The sequence below is a fragment of the Leisingera sp. ANG-M7 genome (assembly GCF_000813965.1).
GTDB lineage: Bacteria > Pseudomonadota > Alphaproteobacteria > Rhodobacterales > Rhodobacteraceae > Leisingera.
Genome location: NZ_JWLI01000005.1, coordinates 89,424 through 105,143, shown reverse-complemented (window position 1 = coordinate 105,143; position 15,720 = coordinate 89,424). Strand labels below are relative to the sequence as shown.

Sequence of the window (15,720 nt, the reverse complement as noted above, 5' to 3'; positions counted from 1 at the left end):
GGGCAGGAATGCCGCCGCCACCGCAATCAAACGTCTCAACGGCACTGGTTGTGATATTCCGGATTGGGCATCATTGCGGTGGCGCTGGCCACCCGGTTCGACATGTTGAAGAAGCCCGCGACATTGGCGATGTCCCAGATATCCCGGTCGCTGAAGCCCGCATCACGCAAGCACTGGCGGTCCGCTTCCTCAATCTCCGCGCTGGCAGTGGTCATCCTGGCCGCAAAATCCAGCATCGTCCGCTGACGCGTGTCCAGAGGCGCCACCCGGTAATTCATTACCAGCATCTCGCCCAGTTGCGGGTCCCCCGATAGCTGCCTCACGGCCGCGCCGTGGGCCACAAGGCAATAGAAACAGCGGTTGATCGAGGAGACCACAACCGCAATCATCTCCCGCTCCAACTTGCTCAGGCCGCTGTCCGCTAGCATCAGGTCGTTGTACATGGCCGTAAAGGCATTGAGCTTATCGATGTCAAAGGCGTTTGCCTTCAGCACATTCGGCACAAAGCCCAGTTTCTCGACACAGATGTCAAAATACTTCTGCGTTTCCGGCGGCAGCGGGTCCACCATTGGCAGGTTCAGGGCTGTCGGCTGGGTCTGGTCACTCATCGCGTTCAATCGCCTTGTTGCAAAATCCGGTAGTGGTACTGTCCAACACAGTCCATGCCGAGGGAAGCATAAAGCCCATTGGCGCCCTCGTTACGTTTCGTGCAGAGAACCGCCAATTCGCTGGCACCGTTTTCCAATGCCCAGAACGCCGCCTGGCGCATCATCCAGGCGCCCATGCCGGCCCGGCGCTGATGCGGCAGGATTTCCAGCGCGTGAACCATTGCCACACCATCGTGGATGGCCACAAACCCCGCACCGGCGGGTTTGTCCCTGTGGCGGCCCAGCAGCCCAGTCTTCACGCCCTGCACCCGTTGCATTACCGCCAGCCGCTCCGGCCCGATGCCGCCCTGCGCCCAGATCTCGCGCTGAATTGCCAGCGGCTCCCAGACGCAAAAGGCGGTGACACGCGGCACAGGGATGTCCGTCAGGCGCTCCGCTGGGCAGGTCCACAGGTTAACCGGATCCTTCACCGCATAACCGCGCGCCTCCAGCAGCGCGTCCAACTCTGCCTCGCCGTCCCGGATCATGAACAGGCAATCCTGGCCCATTGCACGCATCGCGTCCTCTGCCGCAGCGATGTCCATGTCTGTGGCAGTGCCACTCACCGTCGCCGCCGACACCCGGCTGCCGCCGCCCTGCCCCTCTCGCAGGGTGACTGGACCCAAGCCGCGCACTGAAGCAGACGGCCAGGTCGCTTCGGTCACAGCATAGTAACGGGGATCGGTGGTCACTGCTCCAGCTCCTTTGCCAGTTCGGTCATTGCCGCATCGATTCGGGCACCATCTGTGCCGCGGATCACGACATTGGCGCCGAACGCGCCGTCTTTCTGAAACGGGTAGCAGCCCACCGACAGATCGCCATAGGCCTCCGCTAGCGCCCTGAGCGGGGCCGCGATTTCCCCCTCACCTCGCAGCACCCGCAAGGTCTGCGACAGCATCGGGCTGCCACCTGTGAGGGTCGGAGTCACACTGGCGACCATTGCCTGAAAGATCATTGGGACCCCCGCCATCACATGCACATTGGCGATGGTGAATCCCGGCGCCGCCGAAACCGGGTTGTCGATCAGCGCCGCACCATCCGGAATGCGGGCCATCCGCAGCCGTGCCTCATTCATTTCCAGCCCTTGGGTATCATAGTGCGTCTGCAGGATGGCCCTGGCATCGTCGCGCACATCCAAATGGGCGTCAAACGCCTTAGCAATGCAATCGGCAGTGATATCGTCATGGGTCGGCCCGATGCCGCCGCTGGTGAACACATGATCATAAGCGCCAGACAGCGACTGTACCGCGGCAATAATCGCGGGTTCGTCGTCGCTCACCACCCGTACTTCCTTCAGGTCGATACCGTGTTTGGTCAGCTCCCCCGCCAGAAAGTGCATATTGGCATCGCGTGTGCGACCAGACAGGATCTCATCGCCGATAACCAGCATGGCGGCAGTAGGGTTCGGTGTGGCGGACATCAGGCATCTCCCTTGGCTGTGCGTGAAGATACCCCGCAGCCCAGCCGGCACAAGGGCCAAAGCGACTAGGAAAGCCCGGCAACCGCAGCGTCGAACAGCGCGGCATTTCCCATTGCACGAGCCAGAATCATCGCCCCTTCCAGGGCTGCGATCATATGCGCCGCGGCTTGTTCCGCAGCATCCGGCGTCAGCCCCTGCCGGCTGTGAACCTGCTGCAGCCATTCCAGGTTACGCTCAAAAAAAGCCCGCGTGGCGCTGGCCACTGGCGGCGGCAGATCAGCAATCTCGGCCCCGAAAACGCCGCACAGGCACATCAGCCCGTCCTGTTTCAAAGCCGCGCCATACGCTGCAACATAGCGCTTGAGCAACTCCGCAGGCTCCGCCCCTTGGGGATCACCCAAGACACTGAAAAAATGGTCAGAATACCGTTTCGCCAGAGCCTCCCCTAAGGCTTTCTTGGTCGGAAAATGGTAGTGGACAGAGGCCGATTTGATACCGATTTCCGCAGCAATTTCACGGAAGCTGAAGGCGTTGTAGCCACCTGTCCGCGCGGCCTTCTCCGCGATGTCCAGGATGCGTTCCGCTGTGTCCGGCTTTGCCATGCTCACCCCCGCCAATCTACCTACCTACAGATAGGCCTTGACGGCGAGCAGCGCAATTCACATCTATCTACCTACTGATAGATAGGAGAATCACTATGACGACTGAAACCGCACTGATCATCGGCGGATCCTCGGGAATGGGTCTGGAAACTGCGCGCCAGCTAGTGAAAGCGGGACAACATGTCACCCTGCTGGGCTCCTCAGCATCCAAGCTGGAGGCCGCTAAGGCTGAGCTCGGGGCCCACGCCGAGACCCGGCAAATAGACCTGATGGATTTCGCTGCTGTCCAGACACTGGCGGCAGAACTGAAGGCAGACAGCCGCCACCTCAGCAAGCTGGTAAATGCTGCCGGCGTTTTTGTTCCCAAGCCCTTCCTTGAACACGGGCTCGAAGACTACGACCGCTATATGGGCCTGAACCGCGCCGCCTTCTTCCTGACCCAAGCAGTGGCTGCCAATATGGCAGGCTACGGCGGCGGGTCCATCGTCAATATCGGCTCCATGTGGGCAAAACAGGCGATCAAGGCGACACCAAGCTCAGCCTATTCCATGGCCAAGGCAGGCCTGCACGCTCTGACCCAGCACCTGGCGATGGAGCTGGCGGACCACGGCATCCGGGTGAACGCGGTGGCCCCTGCAGTGGTGGTCACCCCGATTTACGGTGCCTTTATCGATCCGGCGCAGATCGAAGATACGCTTTCAGCCGGCTTCGACAGCTTCCATCCAATTGGGCGCGTCGGCCGCCCGGCCGACATTGCGGCCACCGTTGTGCATCTGCTGTCCGATCAGGCTGCCTGGGTCACCGGCGCCATCTGGGATGTTGACGGCGGCGTCATGGCCGGCCGCAACTAAGGCTTTGCCGTCGGGCGGGGCTGGGGTAGTCATCCAGGTATGAAGTTTTCCCAGCCCCTGATCCCCGCCACTCTGATCCGCCGTTACAAACGTTTCCTTGCCGATTGCCGGTTAGAGGACGGGCAGGAGATTACCGCCCATTGCGCCAACCCGGGCAGCATGATGAGGCTGGCGGATCCGGGCATGAAGATCTGGCTGGAACCCAACGACGACCCGAAGAAGAAACTGAAATACGGCTGGCGGCTGGTGGAGCACTCAGACGGCCATTTTACCGGTGTCGACACCTCGGTGCCGAACCGCGCCCTGCGGGCCTCACTGGAGGCGGGAGAGGTTGCAGAACTCTCTTCCTACAGAACGATATGCCCCGAGGTGAAATACGGCGAAAATAGCCGCATAGACTTCCTGCTGCAGCAGGACGGCCTGCCCGATTGTTATGTGGAGGTGAAAAGCGTGACTTTGTCGCGCCAGCCCGGTCTCGCTGAGTTTCCCGACAGCGTCACAGCCCGTGGCACCAAGCATCTTGGGGAGCTGGCAAACATGGTGGAGCAGGGTAAACGCGCCGTCATGCTGTACCTTGTGCAACGCACCGATTGCACCCGCTTCAGACTGGCCGCCGATATTGACCCGGCCTACACAGATGCCTTTGCCTGCGCTCAGGCCGCGGGGGTGGAGAAGCTGGTAATTGGCACGCGGATTACTCCACGGGGTGTTGAGGTCGCCGGGCCGCTCTCATCAGAGTAACAGCCCGGCCCGGGCGGCAGCTCAGGCCGCCTGTCCTACTTGCTTTTCAGAACCCTCCCCCTCACGCTCCGGCTGGGCCCTGATCAGCGTACGGGTCGGGAACGGAATATCCACTCCAGCGACGTCCAGCGCCTCTTTCACCTTGCGCTTCATGTCGGCCTGGTACTGGAAGTACTCCTCTGCATCGACCCAGACGCGCACCAGGAAATCAACCGAGCTGCTGTTCAGCTCATTGACCTGAATGAACGGCTCCGGGTCGCTGTACGAACGGCTATCGCCCATGATGGTTTCCCGGATCACCTGCTCTGCAGTTGCCAGATTGGCACCGTAACCGACACCAAATGTCCACTCAGCACGGCGGGTGTCGAAAGACGAGTAATTGGTGATGGTATTACCCCAGACTTCGGAATTCGGGACAATTACCTTGAGATTGGACAGGCTAGCAATGACGGTATTGTTCAAGGTGATTTCGTGCACCGTGCCCATCTCGCCGTTAACTGCGATAAAATCGCCCAGCTTGAACGGGCGGAACAGGATGATCATAACCCCTGCCGCCACATTCGACAGTGCCCCCTGCATGGCCAGGCCAATGGCCAATCCGGCAGCACCAATTGCCGCCACGATGGAAGTTGTCTTAACGCCAAAGGTGTTGAGCACAAACAAGGCAGCAAAGGCCAAAATAACGTATCGGGCGAGATTGCCCAGAAAGTGGAACAGGGTCACATCCAGCTTTGCGTTGCTATCGCCCAGCTGCACGATCCGCCGCTTGACCCATCCGGCAACGATGAAGCCGGCCAGCAGAATAATTACTGCAGCCAGAACGCTGCCCAGCGCCTGCGCCAGGAATTCCAGCGTCACCAGATCCGCAAGCGTCCTGCCATCGTAGATTTTGGTTTGCATTAGGCTGTTGAAGCTGTCCATTCCGCTGCGTTCCCCTTGTTGCCAAATCGAGTATTCAAATGGTCAAACGCACCGCAGCGGTAAAAGTTCCCGCAACCCCGGTCTGGCCCTTTCGGCGGGAACCCCTTACATAGCTACGCAAAGAACGTGATGGAGCTCTGCGTGATGAGATCGAAAGACGGCCGCACAACCAAGGACGGCATCCGCATTCATGAAGCCGGCGACTATGCCGGCATGCACAAGGCGGGTGCGCTTGCCGCGCGCATTCTGGATGATATCGCAGCGCATGTTTTCCCGGGCCAGTCCACCGGCGAGATCGACCGCATCATCACCCAAATGGTAGAGGACGCGGGCGCCAAATCGGCCACCATCGGCTACAAGGGTTATCAGCACGCCAGCTGCATCTCGGTGAACCATGTGGTCTGCCACGGCATTCCCGGCGACAAGAAGCTGAAGGATGGCGATATCCTGAACATCGACGTAACCGTGATCGTCGACGGCTGGTTCGGCGACACCTCCCGGATGTTCGTCGCAGGCAAGCTCAGCCGCAAGGCGGAGCGGTTGATCCAAGTCACCCATGATTCGCTGATGATGGGGATCGAGGCGGTGAAGCCGGGCAACACCTTCGGTGACATCGGCCATGCGATCCAGACCTATGCCGAAGCGCAGCGGATGAGCGTGGTGCGGGATTTCTGCGGCCACGGACTAGGCACAGTATTCCACGCGCCGCCCAACGTGCTGCACTACGGCCGCCCCGGCACCGGCCCGGTGCTGGAAGAAGGCATGTTCTTCACCATCGAGCCGATGATCAACTTGGGCCGTCCTGAAACCAAGATTCTGGCAGACGAATGGACCGCCGTTACCCGTGACAAGTCGCTGTCGGCGCAGTTCGAGCATTCGATCGGGGTAACCTCAGACGGGGCGGAGATTTTCACCCTGTCGCCTGCGGGCAAGTTCCACCCGACCTACGGCTGAGCCGCAAGAACGGCAGCGGGGGCCATCCCCCGCACCTCAGGTTTTTTTCAGCCAGATGAAAGATTGATCCGGTCAGGACTTTGCGTCGTCCTGACCCTCAGCTTCCTGAAACCGCCAGAGCGCCAGCAACAGCGTCCCATCACCAAACGGTGTCACCACATCCTGAATGAACAGCGGCGCCCGCAGCCTTTCCGGCTTAGGCCGGCTCTGCGTTTCTGCGTCTTTTGAGTACCGAAGGATTTGTGCGCGCATGGTCTGTTCCATGCGCGGGATCATACCATAACAGACTCAGATCGACAAAAGCGCCGGCACCTCTGACATGTTGGTGAAAACTTCAGCTCCCAGCGCAGCAAGCTTCTTGCCGCCGCCCTGCGGCGCAAAACCAAGGCAACGCATACCCGCGCGCACAGCTGCGGTCACGCCGCTGCCGCTATCCTCGATCACCAGGCAGTCGCGGGCCTGCACCCCGAAATGACTGGCCGCCGCCAGAAACAAGCCTGGTTCAGGCTTGGCAACCCCAAGCGAATGCGCCGAGAACATCGCCTGCGGGTGGAACCGCTCCCACAACCCATTCTGGCCCAGGGTGGTGCGCATCTTCTCTTCGCTGCCATTGGAGGCAACGCAGACAGGGATGCCCTGTGCATCCAGCCGCGCCAGCAAATCGGGTATGCCCTGGACCAGCGGCACCCCCTGCCTCAGCAACGCATAGGTTTCGTCGTAGATTTCCTCGATCCAATTGTCCGGCAGATTGGCGCCCAAGCTGCGGGCCGTCTGCATCACCCCGGTCATGGTGCCGCCAACAAAATGCGCCATCGATTGTTCCACCGTCAGCGGAAGCCCATGGCGGGACAGGTTGTCTGCCAGCGCCTGGTTCGAAGCCGGTTCACTGTCAACAAGCACGCCTTCGCAGTCAAAGATTACCAGCTTCGGGGTTGGAAAGGTCTTGGGCATGCAACGGCACCTCATCGCAGACTTGGCCCTGCACGCGCGGCGTGCAAACTTACATCCAGTTTTGTATTAGAGTAGCGTAAAGGCTGCAGCAAACCAGCCGTGAGCAATCTCCCGCCCGGCCTGTTTCAACCCGAAACATCCCGCCACATCAGAGTGATGTAGGTATCACCGTATTTGCGGCTGTCGTGCAGCTCGAACCCCTTAAGCACGGCCGTCGGAGTGTTTTCCTCCCAGACCACCAGTGCGTCATCCGCGACCCAGCCGCCAGCGACAGCTGCCGCAAGCGCCTTCTCGCCCATTGCTTTACCGTAAGGCGGATCGAGAAAGATCAAGTCAAACGGATCGTCCGGGTTTTGCCCCAGCTTCAACGCATCCCGGCGCGCAAGGGTGCAGCGGTCTTCGGCCTTGCAAATTGCGATGTTCTTTTTGATCAATCCGCCGGACACACGGCCATCATCGACAAACAGAACTTCCGCTGCACCACGAGACAGCGCCTCCAGCCCCAGTGCTCCGGTGCCAGCGAACAGGTCCAGCACCCGGGCACCGGGAATGGCGCCCGTGTGCATCAGCACATTGAACAGGCTTTCGCGCACCCGGTCCGTGGTGGGGCGCAAATGGGCGCCCGCATCCCCTTTACCCACCGCGGCCAATGCCCGGCCGCGGAAGTCTCCTGCGATAATCCTCACGCCTTCAAGAGCGGCTTCAGATCCGCGGCGGGATCACCGGCAACCGCCTTGTCGGCGGTCTTGCCCGCGTCAATCAGCCGTTTTGCCACCATGTAGGCGCGCGGGTCGTTCATTGCGTCCACTGCCACCAACTGATCTCCCTTGTAGTACCAGAAGGAGACCTGGCTGCCCTCACCCTGACGGGTGACCACATTGTCATAGCCGGTGTTCAGGCCCGCGATCTGTAGCTTGACGTCGTATTGATCCGACCAGAACCAGGGTGTCGCAATATAATTCTTGTCCGCGCCCAGCATGTTCTGCGCCACGACCTCAGCCTGGTCGATGGCATTGGGCACGCTTTCCAACCGGATCCGGCTACCCTGGAACGGGAAGGACGCGCAATCGCCCGCAGACCAGATCGAGGCATCCGAGGTGCGGCCCTTGGCGTCCACCTTGATGCCGTTGTCCAGCTCCAGCCCGGCCATTTCCGCCAGTTGCGACGACGGCGTGATGCCGACTCCCACGACAACAAAATCCACGTCCAGCTCCTCACCGCCGCTGAGAACCGCACGGGTGACCTTGCCGTCTTCGCCTTCCAGCCGCTCGAGCCCGACACCTTCGCGGATGTCCACGCCGCGGGACGTGTGCAGGCTACGGAAGAAATCGGAGGTCTCAGGTGCTGCAACGCGCTGCAGGATACGGTCGGCCATCTCGACCAGGGTCACCTTGACGCCGCGCTTGGCACAAACCGCAGCTGCCTCCAGCCCAATATAGCCGCCGCCGACGATCAGCGCCCGCTTGCCTTCGGTCACATGGGGCGCCATTGCATCAACATCCGTCAGCCCGCGCACCACGTAAACGCCGTCTAGGTCACCGCCAATGGCGGCCGGCAGGCGGCGCGGGTCAGACCCTGTGGTCAGCGCCAGCTGGTCGTAGGAAATCACCTCATCGCCCAAGCTGACAGTCTTGGCCGCAGGATCAATTCCGGTGACAAGCTGGCCCAGCTTCAGGGTGATGTTATTGTCGGTGTAAAAACTTTCCGGCCGCAGGAACAGCCGCTCCAGCTCCATTTCACCCAGAAGATAGGCCTTCGACAGCGGCGGCCGCTGATAGGGCAGCGCCTCCTCTGCGCCGATCAGGGTGATTTCCCCGTCAAACCCGTCCTTGCGCAGCTTTGCCACCAGCGAGGACCCCGCCTGCCCCGCTCCAATAACGACGATGTGGGACATATCCCCTTGCCTCCCGCAATAGTTCCCGTCACGCTTTCACCGGACCCTATATACCCGGGGCCCCAAAACGCAATCAGGAGAAAGAGGAACGTGCAATGATTTCTGTTGGAGACCAGCTGCCGGACGCGACACTGACACGGATTGGGGAGAACGGCCCTGAGCAGGTTCAGCTCGCAGAAAAGCTGAAGGGGCGCAAAGTGGTGCTTTTTGCGGTTCCAGGCGCCTTTACCAGCACCTGCCATTCTGCACATGTGCCCAGCTTCATCCGCACCAAGGACCAATTTGCCGCCAAGGGTGTTGACGAAATCATCTGCTTGGCCGGCAATGATCCCTTCGTTATGTCGATCTGGGGCGACAACACTGGCGCCACCGAAGCCGGCATCACCATGCTGTCGGATGCCGAATGCACCTTTACCGAAGCAATCGGGATGCGCCTGGACGCGCCTGCCGCGGGCCTCATCGGCCGCTCGCTGCGCTATGCGATGCTGGTGGAAGACGGCGAGGTGAAAGTGCTCAACAAGGAAGAAAACCCCGGTCAGTGCGAACTGTCCGCAGGTGAAGGCCTGCTGGACACCATGGGCTGAAGCCTGACTTCCAGGTGGCCGCCGGAGCAGGCGGCTGCCACACCAACCCCTTAATATTCGCAAAAACAAGGTCAGACAATTTGTCCGAATGTTTCGCACGCGGAACATTCGGACAGTAATGCTGACTTACCTTTCAACCGGCCTGGATCACTCCTGCGGTTCTCCGAACAGCCCGTCCATCTTGCGGGCCAGCTTCGCGTCCTGAGCGCTGATCCCGTCGACATCATGGGTTGTCAGAACCACCGTCACCCGGTTGTAGACGTTGCTCCATTCAGGGTGATGGTTCCACTTCTCAGCCCAGATCGCGGCGCGGGTCATCCAGCCGAAAGCATCAGCGAAGTTGCTGAACTTGAATGTTTTTGTGATGGCATCACGGCCTTCCACCATTTCCCAGCCGGTGGCGAACAGCGGCTCCAGCAGGGGACCGCGGGTGGCGTCAGACAGTTTTTCCGTCATTCTTGCTCCTCCACATGGGCTTTGCGGAACGGACCGTAGTCGGTCAGGATTTCGATCTCTTCCTCGGTGGCGGCCCGCTCAGCCTCAAGATAGCGTGCAACGGCCCCGGCAAACCCGGGATCGCCGATCCAGTGCAAGCTGTGTGTCTGGCACGGCATGTAACCGCGCGCGAGCTTGTGTTCACCCTGCGCGCCTGCTTCTGCCCGGTCAAGACCCAAGGCAATCGCCAGCTCTATGGCCTGATAATAGCACAGCTCGAAATGCAGGCAGGGGTGTTGTTCGACGCAGCCCCAATAACGGCCGTAAAGCGTTTTGCGGCCAAGGAAATTAAGCGCACCGGCGACGTAACGCCCGCTGCGTTCCGCCAGAATCAGAGCCATGTCGTCCGCCATCGTCCGGTGGGCGATGTCAAAGAACTGCCGGGTCAGATAGGGTGAACCCCATTTGCGCGCACCGGTGTCCTGGTAGAACTCCCAGAAGGCATCCCAATGCTCCGGGCGCAGATCATCGCCCCGATAGACGCGAATGTCACCGCCAAAGCACTGCGCCTGCATCCGTTCCTTTCGGATGTTCTTGCGCTTGCGCGAGGACAGCGCCCGCATGAACGCCTCAAAATCGGCGTAACCTTCGTTCTGCCAGTGGAACTGCTGCGTAGTGCGCAGCATCAGTCCCATCTCCTCACCCAGCCGCGCCTCGTCCTGGGTGCAGAAGGTCACATGCAGCGACGACAGGTTATTGTCCACCGCCAGTTGCACTGCACCTTGCAGCAGCGCTGAATGGCCGATGCCGTCAAATCCCGGGCGCACCAGAAACCTGCGCCCTGTGGCCGGAGTAAAGGGCACTGCGATCTGCAGCTTGGGGTAATAGTGGCCGCCCGCTTGCTCATAGGCATGCGCCCAGTTGTGGTCGAAGATGTACTCCCCCTGGCTGTGCCCCTTGGCATAAAGAGGTGCGCAAGCGATCAGGCGGCCTTCCTGATAGGCGGTCAGATACTGCGGCTGCCAGCCGGTGCCCGGCCCGACTGAGCCGCTGTCCTCCAGTGCGCTCAGGAACCGGTGGGTCGTGAAAGGATCCAGCGGACGCCCGCCGTCCGCGGTTTCGGGACAAGCGCAGGTATCCCAGTCCTCAGCCGTGATCTGAGACAGCGAGGCCAGCACCCGGATGTCGATTTGCGCCTGAGCCATTCAATTCCTCCGCACCGCTTCAAGATGTGGGGTGCGGGCCAGCGCGATCAAGGTGTTAGCGGCGAAAGGTACCGTTCAAATGTCACATTGTCGGCAAAGGCCCGCGCCGCGGTTTCCTCGGCCGCCGATCTGACAGTCCAGCACAGAACCGGCACTCCAGCGCTGCGCAGCGCTTGCACCCGCGGCCGCGCCAGATCACCGGCCTCGTGGCTGATAAAGCTGGACCCGCTGCGGTCAAAATCCGGAATGGCGCGCAGGGCATCGCACACAGCCTTGGGCAGCTCAGGCCACTCCGCCGGGTCATAGGCACTGGTGGTGATACCGCGGGCGATGTCCGGCGCCAGCCGCGCCAGTTCCGTTACCGAGTTGGGGTTGAAAGACATCAGCGCCACCGGGCCCGCATAGCCTTGGAGCGCCTCCACCGTGGCACGCTCCAGCACCCCATCAGTGATCCCCATTTCCCCCTGCGGATCCTTCAGTTCGATCAGCAGCGGCACCCGGCCTGCCACGAGGTCAAGCACCTCCGCGAGCTCAGGGATACCTTCACCATCGCCGCTCTTGAGCGGAACCGATCCTAGCGCTGCGCGCGTCAGCGCGCGGACCGGGCCGGTGCCTGCAGCCAGCCGGTCCAGATCATAGTCATGGAAAACCATGGCGCAGCCGTCCTTGGACTGCTGCAGGTCGATCTCGATCCCGTAGCCTGCCGCCATTGCCGCGCGGATGGCCGCCCGGCTGTTCTCCGGACGCCCGTCCGCAACATCATGCAAGGCACGGTGGGCAAGCGGGACGGTCAGGAATGTGGCAGGCAGGGACGGGGTCATTTGATCTGGAACACGCCGTCGATTTCGACTGCAACGCCTAACGGCAGCGAGGGCGAGCTGACGGCAGAACGCGCGTGGCGCCCAATGTCGCCCAGTGCTTCGACCAAGAAATCGGAGGCGCCGTTCACCACCTGCGGCTGCTGGGTAAACTCCGCGGTTGAATTCACAAAAGCGCCAAGCTTCACGACGCGGACCAGACGGTCCAGATCGCCGCCGCAGGCAGCCTTCAGCTGTGCCAGCAGCGCAATCGCGCAGCGCTTAGCCGCGGCCTGGCCTGCATCGACGTCCATGTCGGCCCCCAGGGTGCCGGTGATCAGCCCGTTTTCATCCGCGGAAATCTGACCGGAGATATAGACCATGTCGCCAGCCACCACATAAGGCACATAGTTGGCCGCCGGTGCCGGCGCGTCAGGCAGGGTCACACCCAGCTCTTTCAGTTTTGCTTCGATGCTCATGGCGCATTCCTCCGAGTCTTCAATTGCCGGGACGCTACCCGGCCAGGCAGGTTTCGGAAAGGGAAAATGCGAAGCCCCGGCGCAGCTTTCTGCACCTGCAGGCACGGCAGCTGCCACAAGCCGGTTTCAAGCGATGAAAACGGCCGTGAGAATAGGTTTTTCATGGCTAGATTCCGCGGCGAATTGCAGCGGCAAATTCAACTTTCGCGGAAGGCCTTGTTGAAATAATCGGCCAGCGGCTTGACCAGATAGGCCAGCGGCGAGCGGTCAGCGGTGCGGATGTAGCTTTCCACCGGCATCCCCGGGATCAGCACCGTACCCGCAGGCAGGCGGCCCTGCTCCCCCGGATTGAGCTCAATCTCTGCCCGGTAATAGGAAATGCCGCTGCCCTGATCCTCAAACGCATCTGCCGAGACCTGGGTCACTTGTCCAAACAGCTCCGGTGTCGAGCGCTGATCCAGGGCCGAGAAGCGCACGGTCACCTCCTGTCCCGTGTATAGCTGATCGATATCCGTGGGCGCCACCTGCGCTGCAATCACCAGCGGCCGGTCCTGCGGCACCAGATACAGCACCGGGTCGGCCGGGCGGATCACCGAGCGCGGGGTCTGCACCTGCAGCCCGTACACCACGCCGGAGACTGGCGCAGTGATGTCGAGCCGTGCCAGGCGCTGCTGCAGGGAACGGCGTGTCTCAGCCAGCTCCAGTTCCTGGTAACGCAGGTCGCGCAGGCGGGTGATCGCTTCCTCACGCTGACCAGTGCCCAGTTTCAGGATCTCAATGTCGATCTCGGTGATCCGCCCCTCTGCCTGCGCCTCTGAGGCAACCAGCTCGCCCAGCTGCCCGTCCAGGCTGGCCTGGGTGCGGCGCAGGTTCAGCACCGTCGCCGCCTGCGCCAGGCCGCGGTCCAGCAACGATTGCTGGTTTCCCAGCTCCTCGCCGATCAGATCCAGCTGCACTTTCAGCGAGGTCTGCTGCGCCTGAATACCGCGGATCTGCTCTTCGATCTGCACCCGGCGCTTCTCAAGCTGTTCAATTTCGCGCGCAGTGGTATCTCTTCGGGCCTGGAACAGGCGCTGCTGGCCTTCCACCAGATCCGCAACTTCCGGCTGGATCCCCGCGATTTCCAGCAGCTCCGGATCGAAGCGGATCTCAGCGTCCTCGTCCCGCTCCGCTTCCAGTCGGCCGCGCCGGGCCATCAGCTCAAACAGCTGCCCCTCGGTGATCACCAGCTGCGAAGTCAGCTCGTTGGCATCCAGCCGTATCAGCGTATCCCCTTCGGAAACCGTATCGCCCTCATCGACCAAAATTTCGTCAACAATACCGCCATCCAGATGCTGCACCACCTGCCGGTTGCGGTCGACCTCGATACGCCCTGTTGCCACCACAGCACCGGAGATTGATGACAGCACCGACCAGGAGCCAAAGCCGCCCACCAGCACCAAGAGAGAAATCAGGCCAATTATCAGCGGCCGCCGTGCAGGCCAGTTGGTTTCCACGCTCACCGCACACCTCCCGCGCCAGTGGCCTGGCGGATGTTCTGATGGTTGGCCACCATTTCCTGCAGCACCTTGTCCTTGGGGCCAAAGGCCGTCTGGGTGCCCTTGTCAATCACCAGCAGCATGTCGCATTCCTGAATCGCCGCCGGCCGGTGCGCCATAATCAGCACTGACCGCCCTTCCGCTTTGATCTGCTTGATCGCCTTGTTCAGCGCGATCGACCCCTCGTTATCTAGGTTGGAGTTCGGCTCATCCAGGATCAAGATCACCGGGTCATCGAACAGCGCCCGCGCCAGCCCGACCCGCTGCATCTGCCCGCCAGACAGCCGTCCGCCAGTGGCGTTGACGCGGGTGTCATAACCCTCAGGCAGCTTCAGGATCATCTCATGCGCGGCGGCCTTGCGGGCGGCCTCCACCACTTTCTCGGCGTCTGGGCGCTGGTTGAGGCGGGCGATGTTCTGAGCAATTGTGCCGTCAAACACCTGCACCCGTTGAGGCAAATAGCCGATGTGGCCACCCAGCACATCCGGTTCGTACTGATCCAGTGAAGCTCCGTCCAGCCGGACGGAGCCAGCGGCGGGCCGCCATACACCGGTCAAGGCACGGGCCAGAGTCGACTTGCCCGACCCTGACGGCCCGATGACACCAATTGCCTGGCCCGGTTGCACCCGGAAATTCACGTTGCGCAACAACGGTGTGCTGCTGCCCGGCGGTACAATGGCCAGCCCCTGCACTTCCAGAAGCGCCTTTGGCTTGGGCAGTGCGGTGCGCGTATCCTCCTCTGGCACCTTGTCCAGCAGCTCCGCCAGATTGTGCCAGCCCTTCAGCGCCCGCTGCACCAGTCCCCACTGCCCCAGTCCCAGCTCAATCGGGGCAAGCGCCCGGCCCATCAGAATGGAGCCCGCGATCATCGCCCCCGGCGTCACTTCGTTCTGCAACACCAGATAGGCGCCCAGCCCCAACATCGCAGATTGCAGGAACAGCCGCAGCGTCTTGGTCAGTGTGGTGAAACCGCCGCCAGTATCATTCGCCGTCACGCTGTCGGTCAGGGCCTCATCGCGAGCCCGTTTCCATCTTGTAAACGAAGCCCCGCGCATCCCCATCGACTGGATCATCTCTGCCTCATTGCGGATTTCCTCGGACATCAGATTGGCTTTGTGTCCGGTCATATTAGCCTTCTGCTGCGGCACCCGAGTGAACAGCTGGTTCAGCAGCGCAATCACCACAAGCACCGCCCCGCCCGCCAGCGCCAGCAGTCCCAGCCAAGGGTGGAACAACGCAATCCCAGCCAGGAACACCGGCGTCCAAGGCAGGTCGAAGGCCGCAGTCAGCACCGGCGAGGCTATCAGCCGCTGCAGAGCCTCCAGATCGGACAGGCCAGTCTGCGCCACCGGATCCTGCGCCACCGACGAACGGCGGATCATCGCGTCGAACACCCGTTTGTCCAGCGCAGCCTGGAAGCGCGCGCCGACCCGCGCCATGATCCGCCCACGGGCATAATCCAGCAGCCCCATCATCCCGTAGAGGAAGACAACCAAGAGCGACAGCGCCAGCAGCGTCGCCTCAGACCGGCTGCCCAGCACCCGGTCATAAACCTGCATCATGTAGAGCGGACCGGTCAGCATCAGCAAGTTCACGAAGAAACTGAAGACCCCCGTGAACCAGTACAGGCCGCGGCTTTGCCGCCGCACCTGGCGCAGTTCTTCATATCCGTTTTTGTAAAGGGTTTTATTCATGCTCAGA

Annotated in this window: 19 protein-coding genes; 4 read left to right on the top strand and 15 right to left on the bottom strand. The window is 61.5% G+C overall.

The window, feature by feature from the left end; genetic code table 11:
* Positions 1-35 precede the first annotated feature (35 nt).
* From RA26_RS05955 to RA26_RS05940, 4 genes are all read right to left on the bottom strand, one after another.
* A complete protein-coding gene (locus RA26_RS05955; protein WP_039181286.1) occupies positions 36-608 on the bottom strand; it encodes a peroxidase-related enzyme in 573 nt (190 codons plus the stop codon).
* A 5-nt stretch (positions 609-613) separates the two neighbouring features.
* A complete protein-coding gene (locus tag RA26_RS05950; protein WP_039181285.1) occupies positions 614-1,339 on the bottom strand; it encodes a GNAT family N-acetyltransferase in 726 nt (241 codons plus the stop codon).
* The gene (locus RA26_RS05945) at positions 1,336-2,067 is read right to left on the bottom strand and encodes a competence/damage-inducible protein A (protein WP_039181283.1); all 732 of its coding nucleotides are present in this window, start codon (positions 2,065-2,067) and stop codon (positions 1,336-1,338) included. The genes RA26_RS05950 and RA26_RS05945 overlap by 4 nt, the downstream gene beginning before the upstream one ends.
* 65 nt (positions 2,068-2,132) lie before the next feature.
* On the bottom strand, positions 2,133-2,669 hold the full coding sequence (locus RA26_RS05940; RefSeq protein ID WP_039181282.1) for a TetR/AcrR family transcriptional regulator: 537 nt from the start codon (positions 2,667-2,669) through the stop codon (positions 2,133-2,135).
* A 95-nt stretch (positions 2,670-2,764) separates the two neighbouring features.
* Between RA26_RS05940 and RA26_RS05935 the strand changes: the two genes are divergently transcribed.
* Both RA26_RS05935 and sfsA read left to right on the top strand, forming a co-directional pair.
* Positions 2,765-3,520 (top strand): SDR family NAD(P)-dependent oxidoreductase, encoded by a 756-nt coding sequence (locus RA26_RS05935; RefSeq protein WP_039181279.1) that lies wholly within the window; start codon positions 2,765-2,767, stop codon positions 3,518-3,520.
* A gap of 39 nt (positions 3,521-3,559) precedes the next feature.
* The gene (gene sfsA / locus RA26_RS05930) at positions 3,560-4,261 is read left to right on the top strand and encodes a DNA/RNA nuclease SfsA (protein WP_039181276.1); all 702 of its coding nucleotides are present in this window, start codon (positions 3,560-3,562) and stop codon (positions 4,259-4,261) included.
* A 21-nt stretch (positions 4,262-4,282) separates the two neighbouring features.
* On the opposite strand, the gene RA26_RS05925 is transcribed toward sfsA, so the two are convergent.
* Entirely contained in the window at positions 4,283-5,182 is a 900-nt protein-coding gene (locus RA26_RS05925; RefSeq protein ID WP_039181273.1) for a mechanosensitive ion channel family protein, read from the bottom strand.
* Between the two features lie 144 nt (positions 5,183-5,326).
* On the opposite strand from RA26_RS05925, the gene map reads away from it, so the two are divergent.
* Positions 5,327-6,136, top strand: a complete 810-nt coding sequence (map, locus tag RA26_RS05920) for a type I methionyl aminopeptidase (RefSeq protein WP_039182041.1) — start codon at positions 5,327-5,329, stop codon at positions 6,134-6,136.
* 72 nt (positions 6,137-6,208) lie between these two features.
* Here map and RA26_RS05915 read toward each other — a convergent pair whose 3' ends face one another.
* The 4 genes from RA26_RS05915 to RA26_RS05900 all read right to left on the bottom strand — a co-directional run bounded on the left by RA26_RS05915 (position 6,209) and on the right by RA26_RS05900 (position 8,981).
* Positions 6,209-6,400 (bottom strand): hypothetical protein, encoded by a 192-nt coding sequence (locus RA26_RS05915; protein ID WP_039182038.1) that lies wholly within the window; start codon positions 6,398-6,400, stop codon positions 6,209-6,211.
* 24 nt (positions 6,401-6,424) lie between these two features.
* Entirely contained in the window at positions 6,425-7,087 is a 663-nt protein-coding gene (locus RA26_RS05910) for an HAD family hydrolase (RefSeq protein WP_039181270.1), read from the bottom strand.
* A 125-nt stretch (positions 7,088-7,212) separates the two neighbouring features.
* The gene (gene rsmD / locus RA26_RS05905) at positions 7,213-7,773 is read right to left on the bottom strand and encodes a 16S rRNA (guanine(966)-N(2))-methyltransferase RsmD (RefSeq protein WP_039181267.1); all 561 of its coding nucleotides are present in this window, start codon (positions 7,771-7,773) and stop codon (positions 7,213-7,215) included.
* A complete protein-coding gene (locus RA26_RS05900; protein WP_039181263.1) occupies positions 7,770-8,981 on the bottom strand; it encodes an NAD(P)/FAD-dependent oxidoreductase in 1,212 nt (403 codons plus the stop codon). The genes rsmD and RA26_RS05900 overlap by 4 nt, the downstream gene beginning before the upstream one ends.
* 95 nt (positions 8,982-9,076) lie before the next feature.
* On the opposite strand from RA26_RS05900, the gene RA26_RS05895 reads away from it, so the two are divergent.
* Positions 9,077-9,565: a peroxiredoxin gene (locus RA26_RS05895; protein ID WP_039181260.1), complete on the top strand. Its 489-nt coding sequence runs from the start codon at positions 9,077-9,079 to the stop codon at positions 9,563-9,565.
* A 147-nt stretch (positions 9,566-9,712) separates the two neighbouring features.
* On the opposite strand, the gene RA26_RS05890 is transcribed toward RA26_RS05895, so the two are convergent.
* The 6 genes from RA26_RS05890 to RA26_RS05865 form a co-directional block, all read right to left on the bottom strand.
* On the bottom strand, positions 9,713-10,021 hold the full coding sequence (locus RA26_RS05890) for a 4a-hydroxytetrahydrobiopterin dehydratase (protein WP_039181257.1): 309 nt from the start codon (positions 10,019-10,021) through the stop codon (positions 9,713-9,715).
* Positions 10,018-11,205: a GNAT family N-acetyltransferase gene (locus RA26_RS05885; RefSeq protein WP_039181254.1), complete on the bottom strand. Its 1,188-nt coding sequence runs from the start codon at positions 11,203-11,205 to the stop codon at positions 10,018-10,020. Before RA26_RS05885 ends, RA26_RS05890 begins: the two co-directional genes overlap by 4 nt.
* Before the next feature lie 47 nt (positions 11,206-11,252).
* Positions 11,253-12,026 carry a glycerophosphodiester phosphodiesterase family protein gene (locus RA26_RS05880; protein WP_039181251.1) on the bottom strand — a complete coding sequence of 258 codons (774 nt, stop codon included), beginning with the start codon at positions 12,024-12,026 and terminating at the stop codon, positions 11,253-11,255.
* Positions 12,023-12,481 carry a RidA family protein gene (locus RA26_RS05875; RefSeq protein WP_039181250.1) on the bottom strand — a complete coding sequence of 153 codons (459 nt, stop codon included), beginning with the start codon at positions 12,479-12,481 and terminating at the stop codon, positions 12,023-12,025. The genes RA26_RS05880 and RA26_RS05875 overlap by 4 nt, the downstream gene beginning before the upstream one ends.
* A 197-nt stretch (positions 12,482-12,678) precedes the next feature.
* On the bottom strand, positions 12,679-13,983 hold the full coding sequence (locus RA26_RS05870; protein ID WP_039181247.1) for an HlyD family type I secretion periplasmic adaptor subunit: 1,305 nt from the start codon (positions 13,981-13,983) through the stop codon (positions 12,679-12,681).
* Positions 13,980-15,713, bottom strand: a complete 1,734-nt coding sequence (locus RA26_RS05865) for a type I secretion system permease/ATPase (protein WP_039181244.1) — start codon at positions 15,711-15,713, stop codon at positions 13,980-13,982. The genes RA26_RS05870 and RA26_RS05865 overlap by 4 nt, the downstream gene beginning before the upstream one ends.
* Positions 15,714-15,720 lie beyond the last annotated feature (7 nt).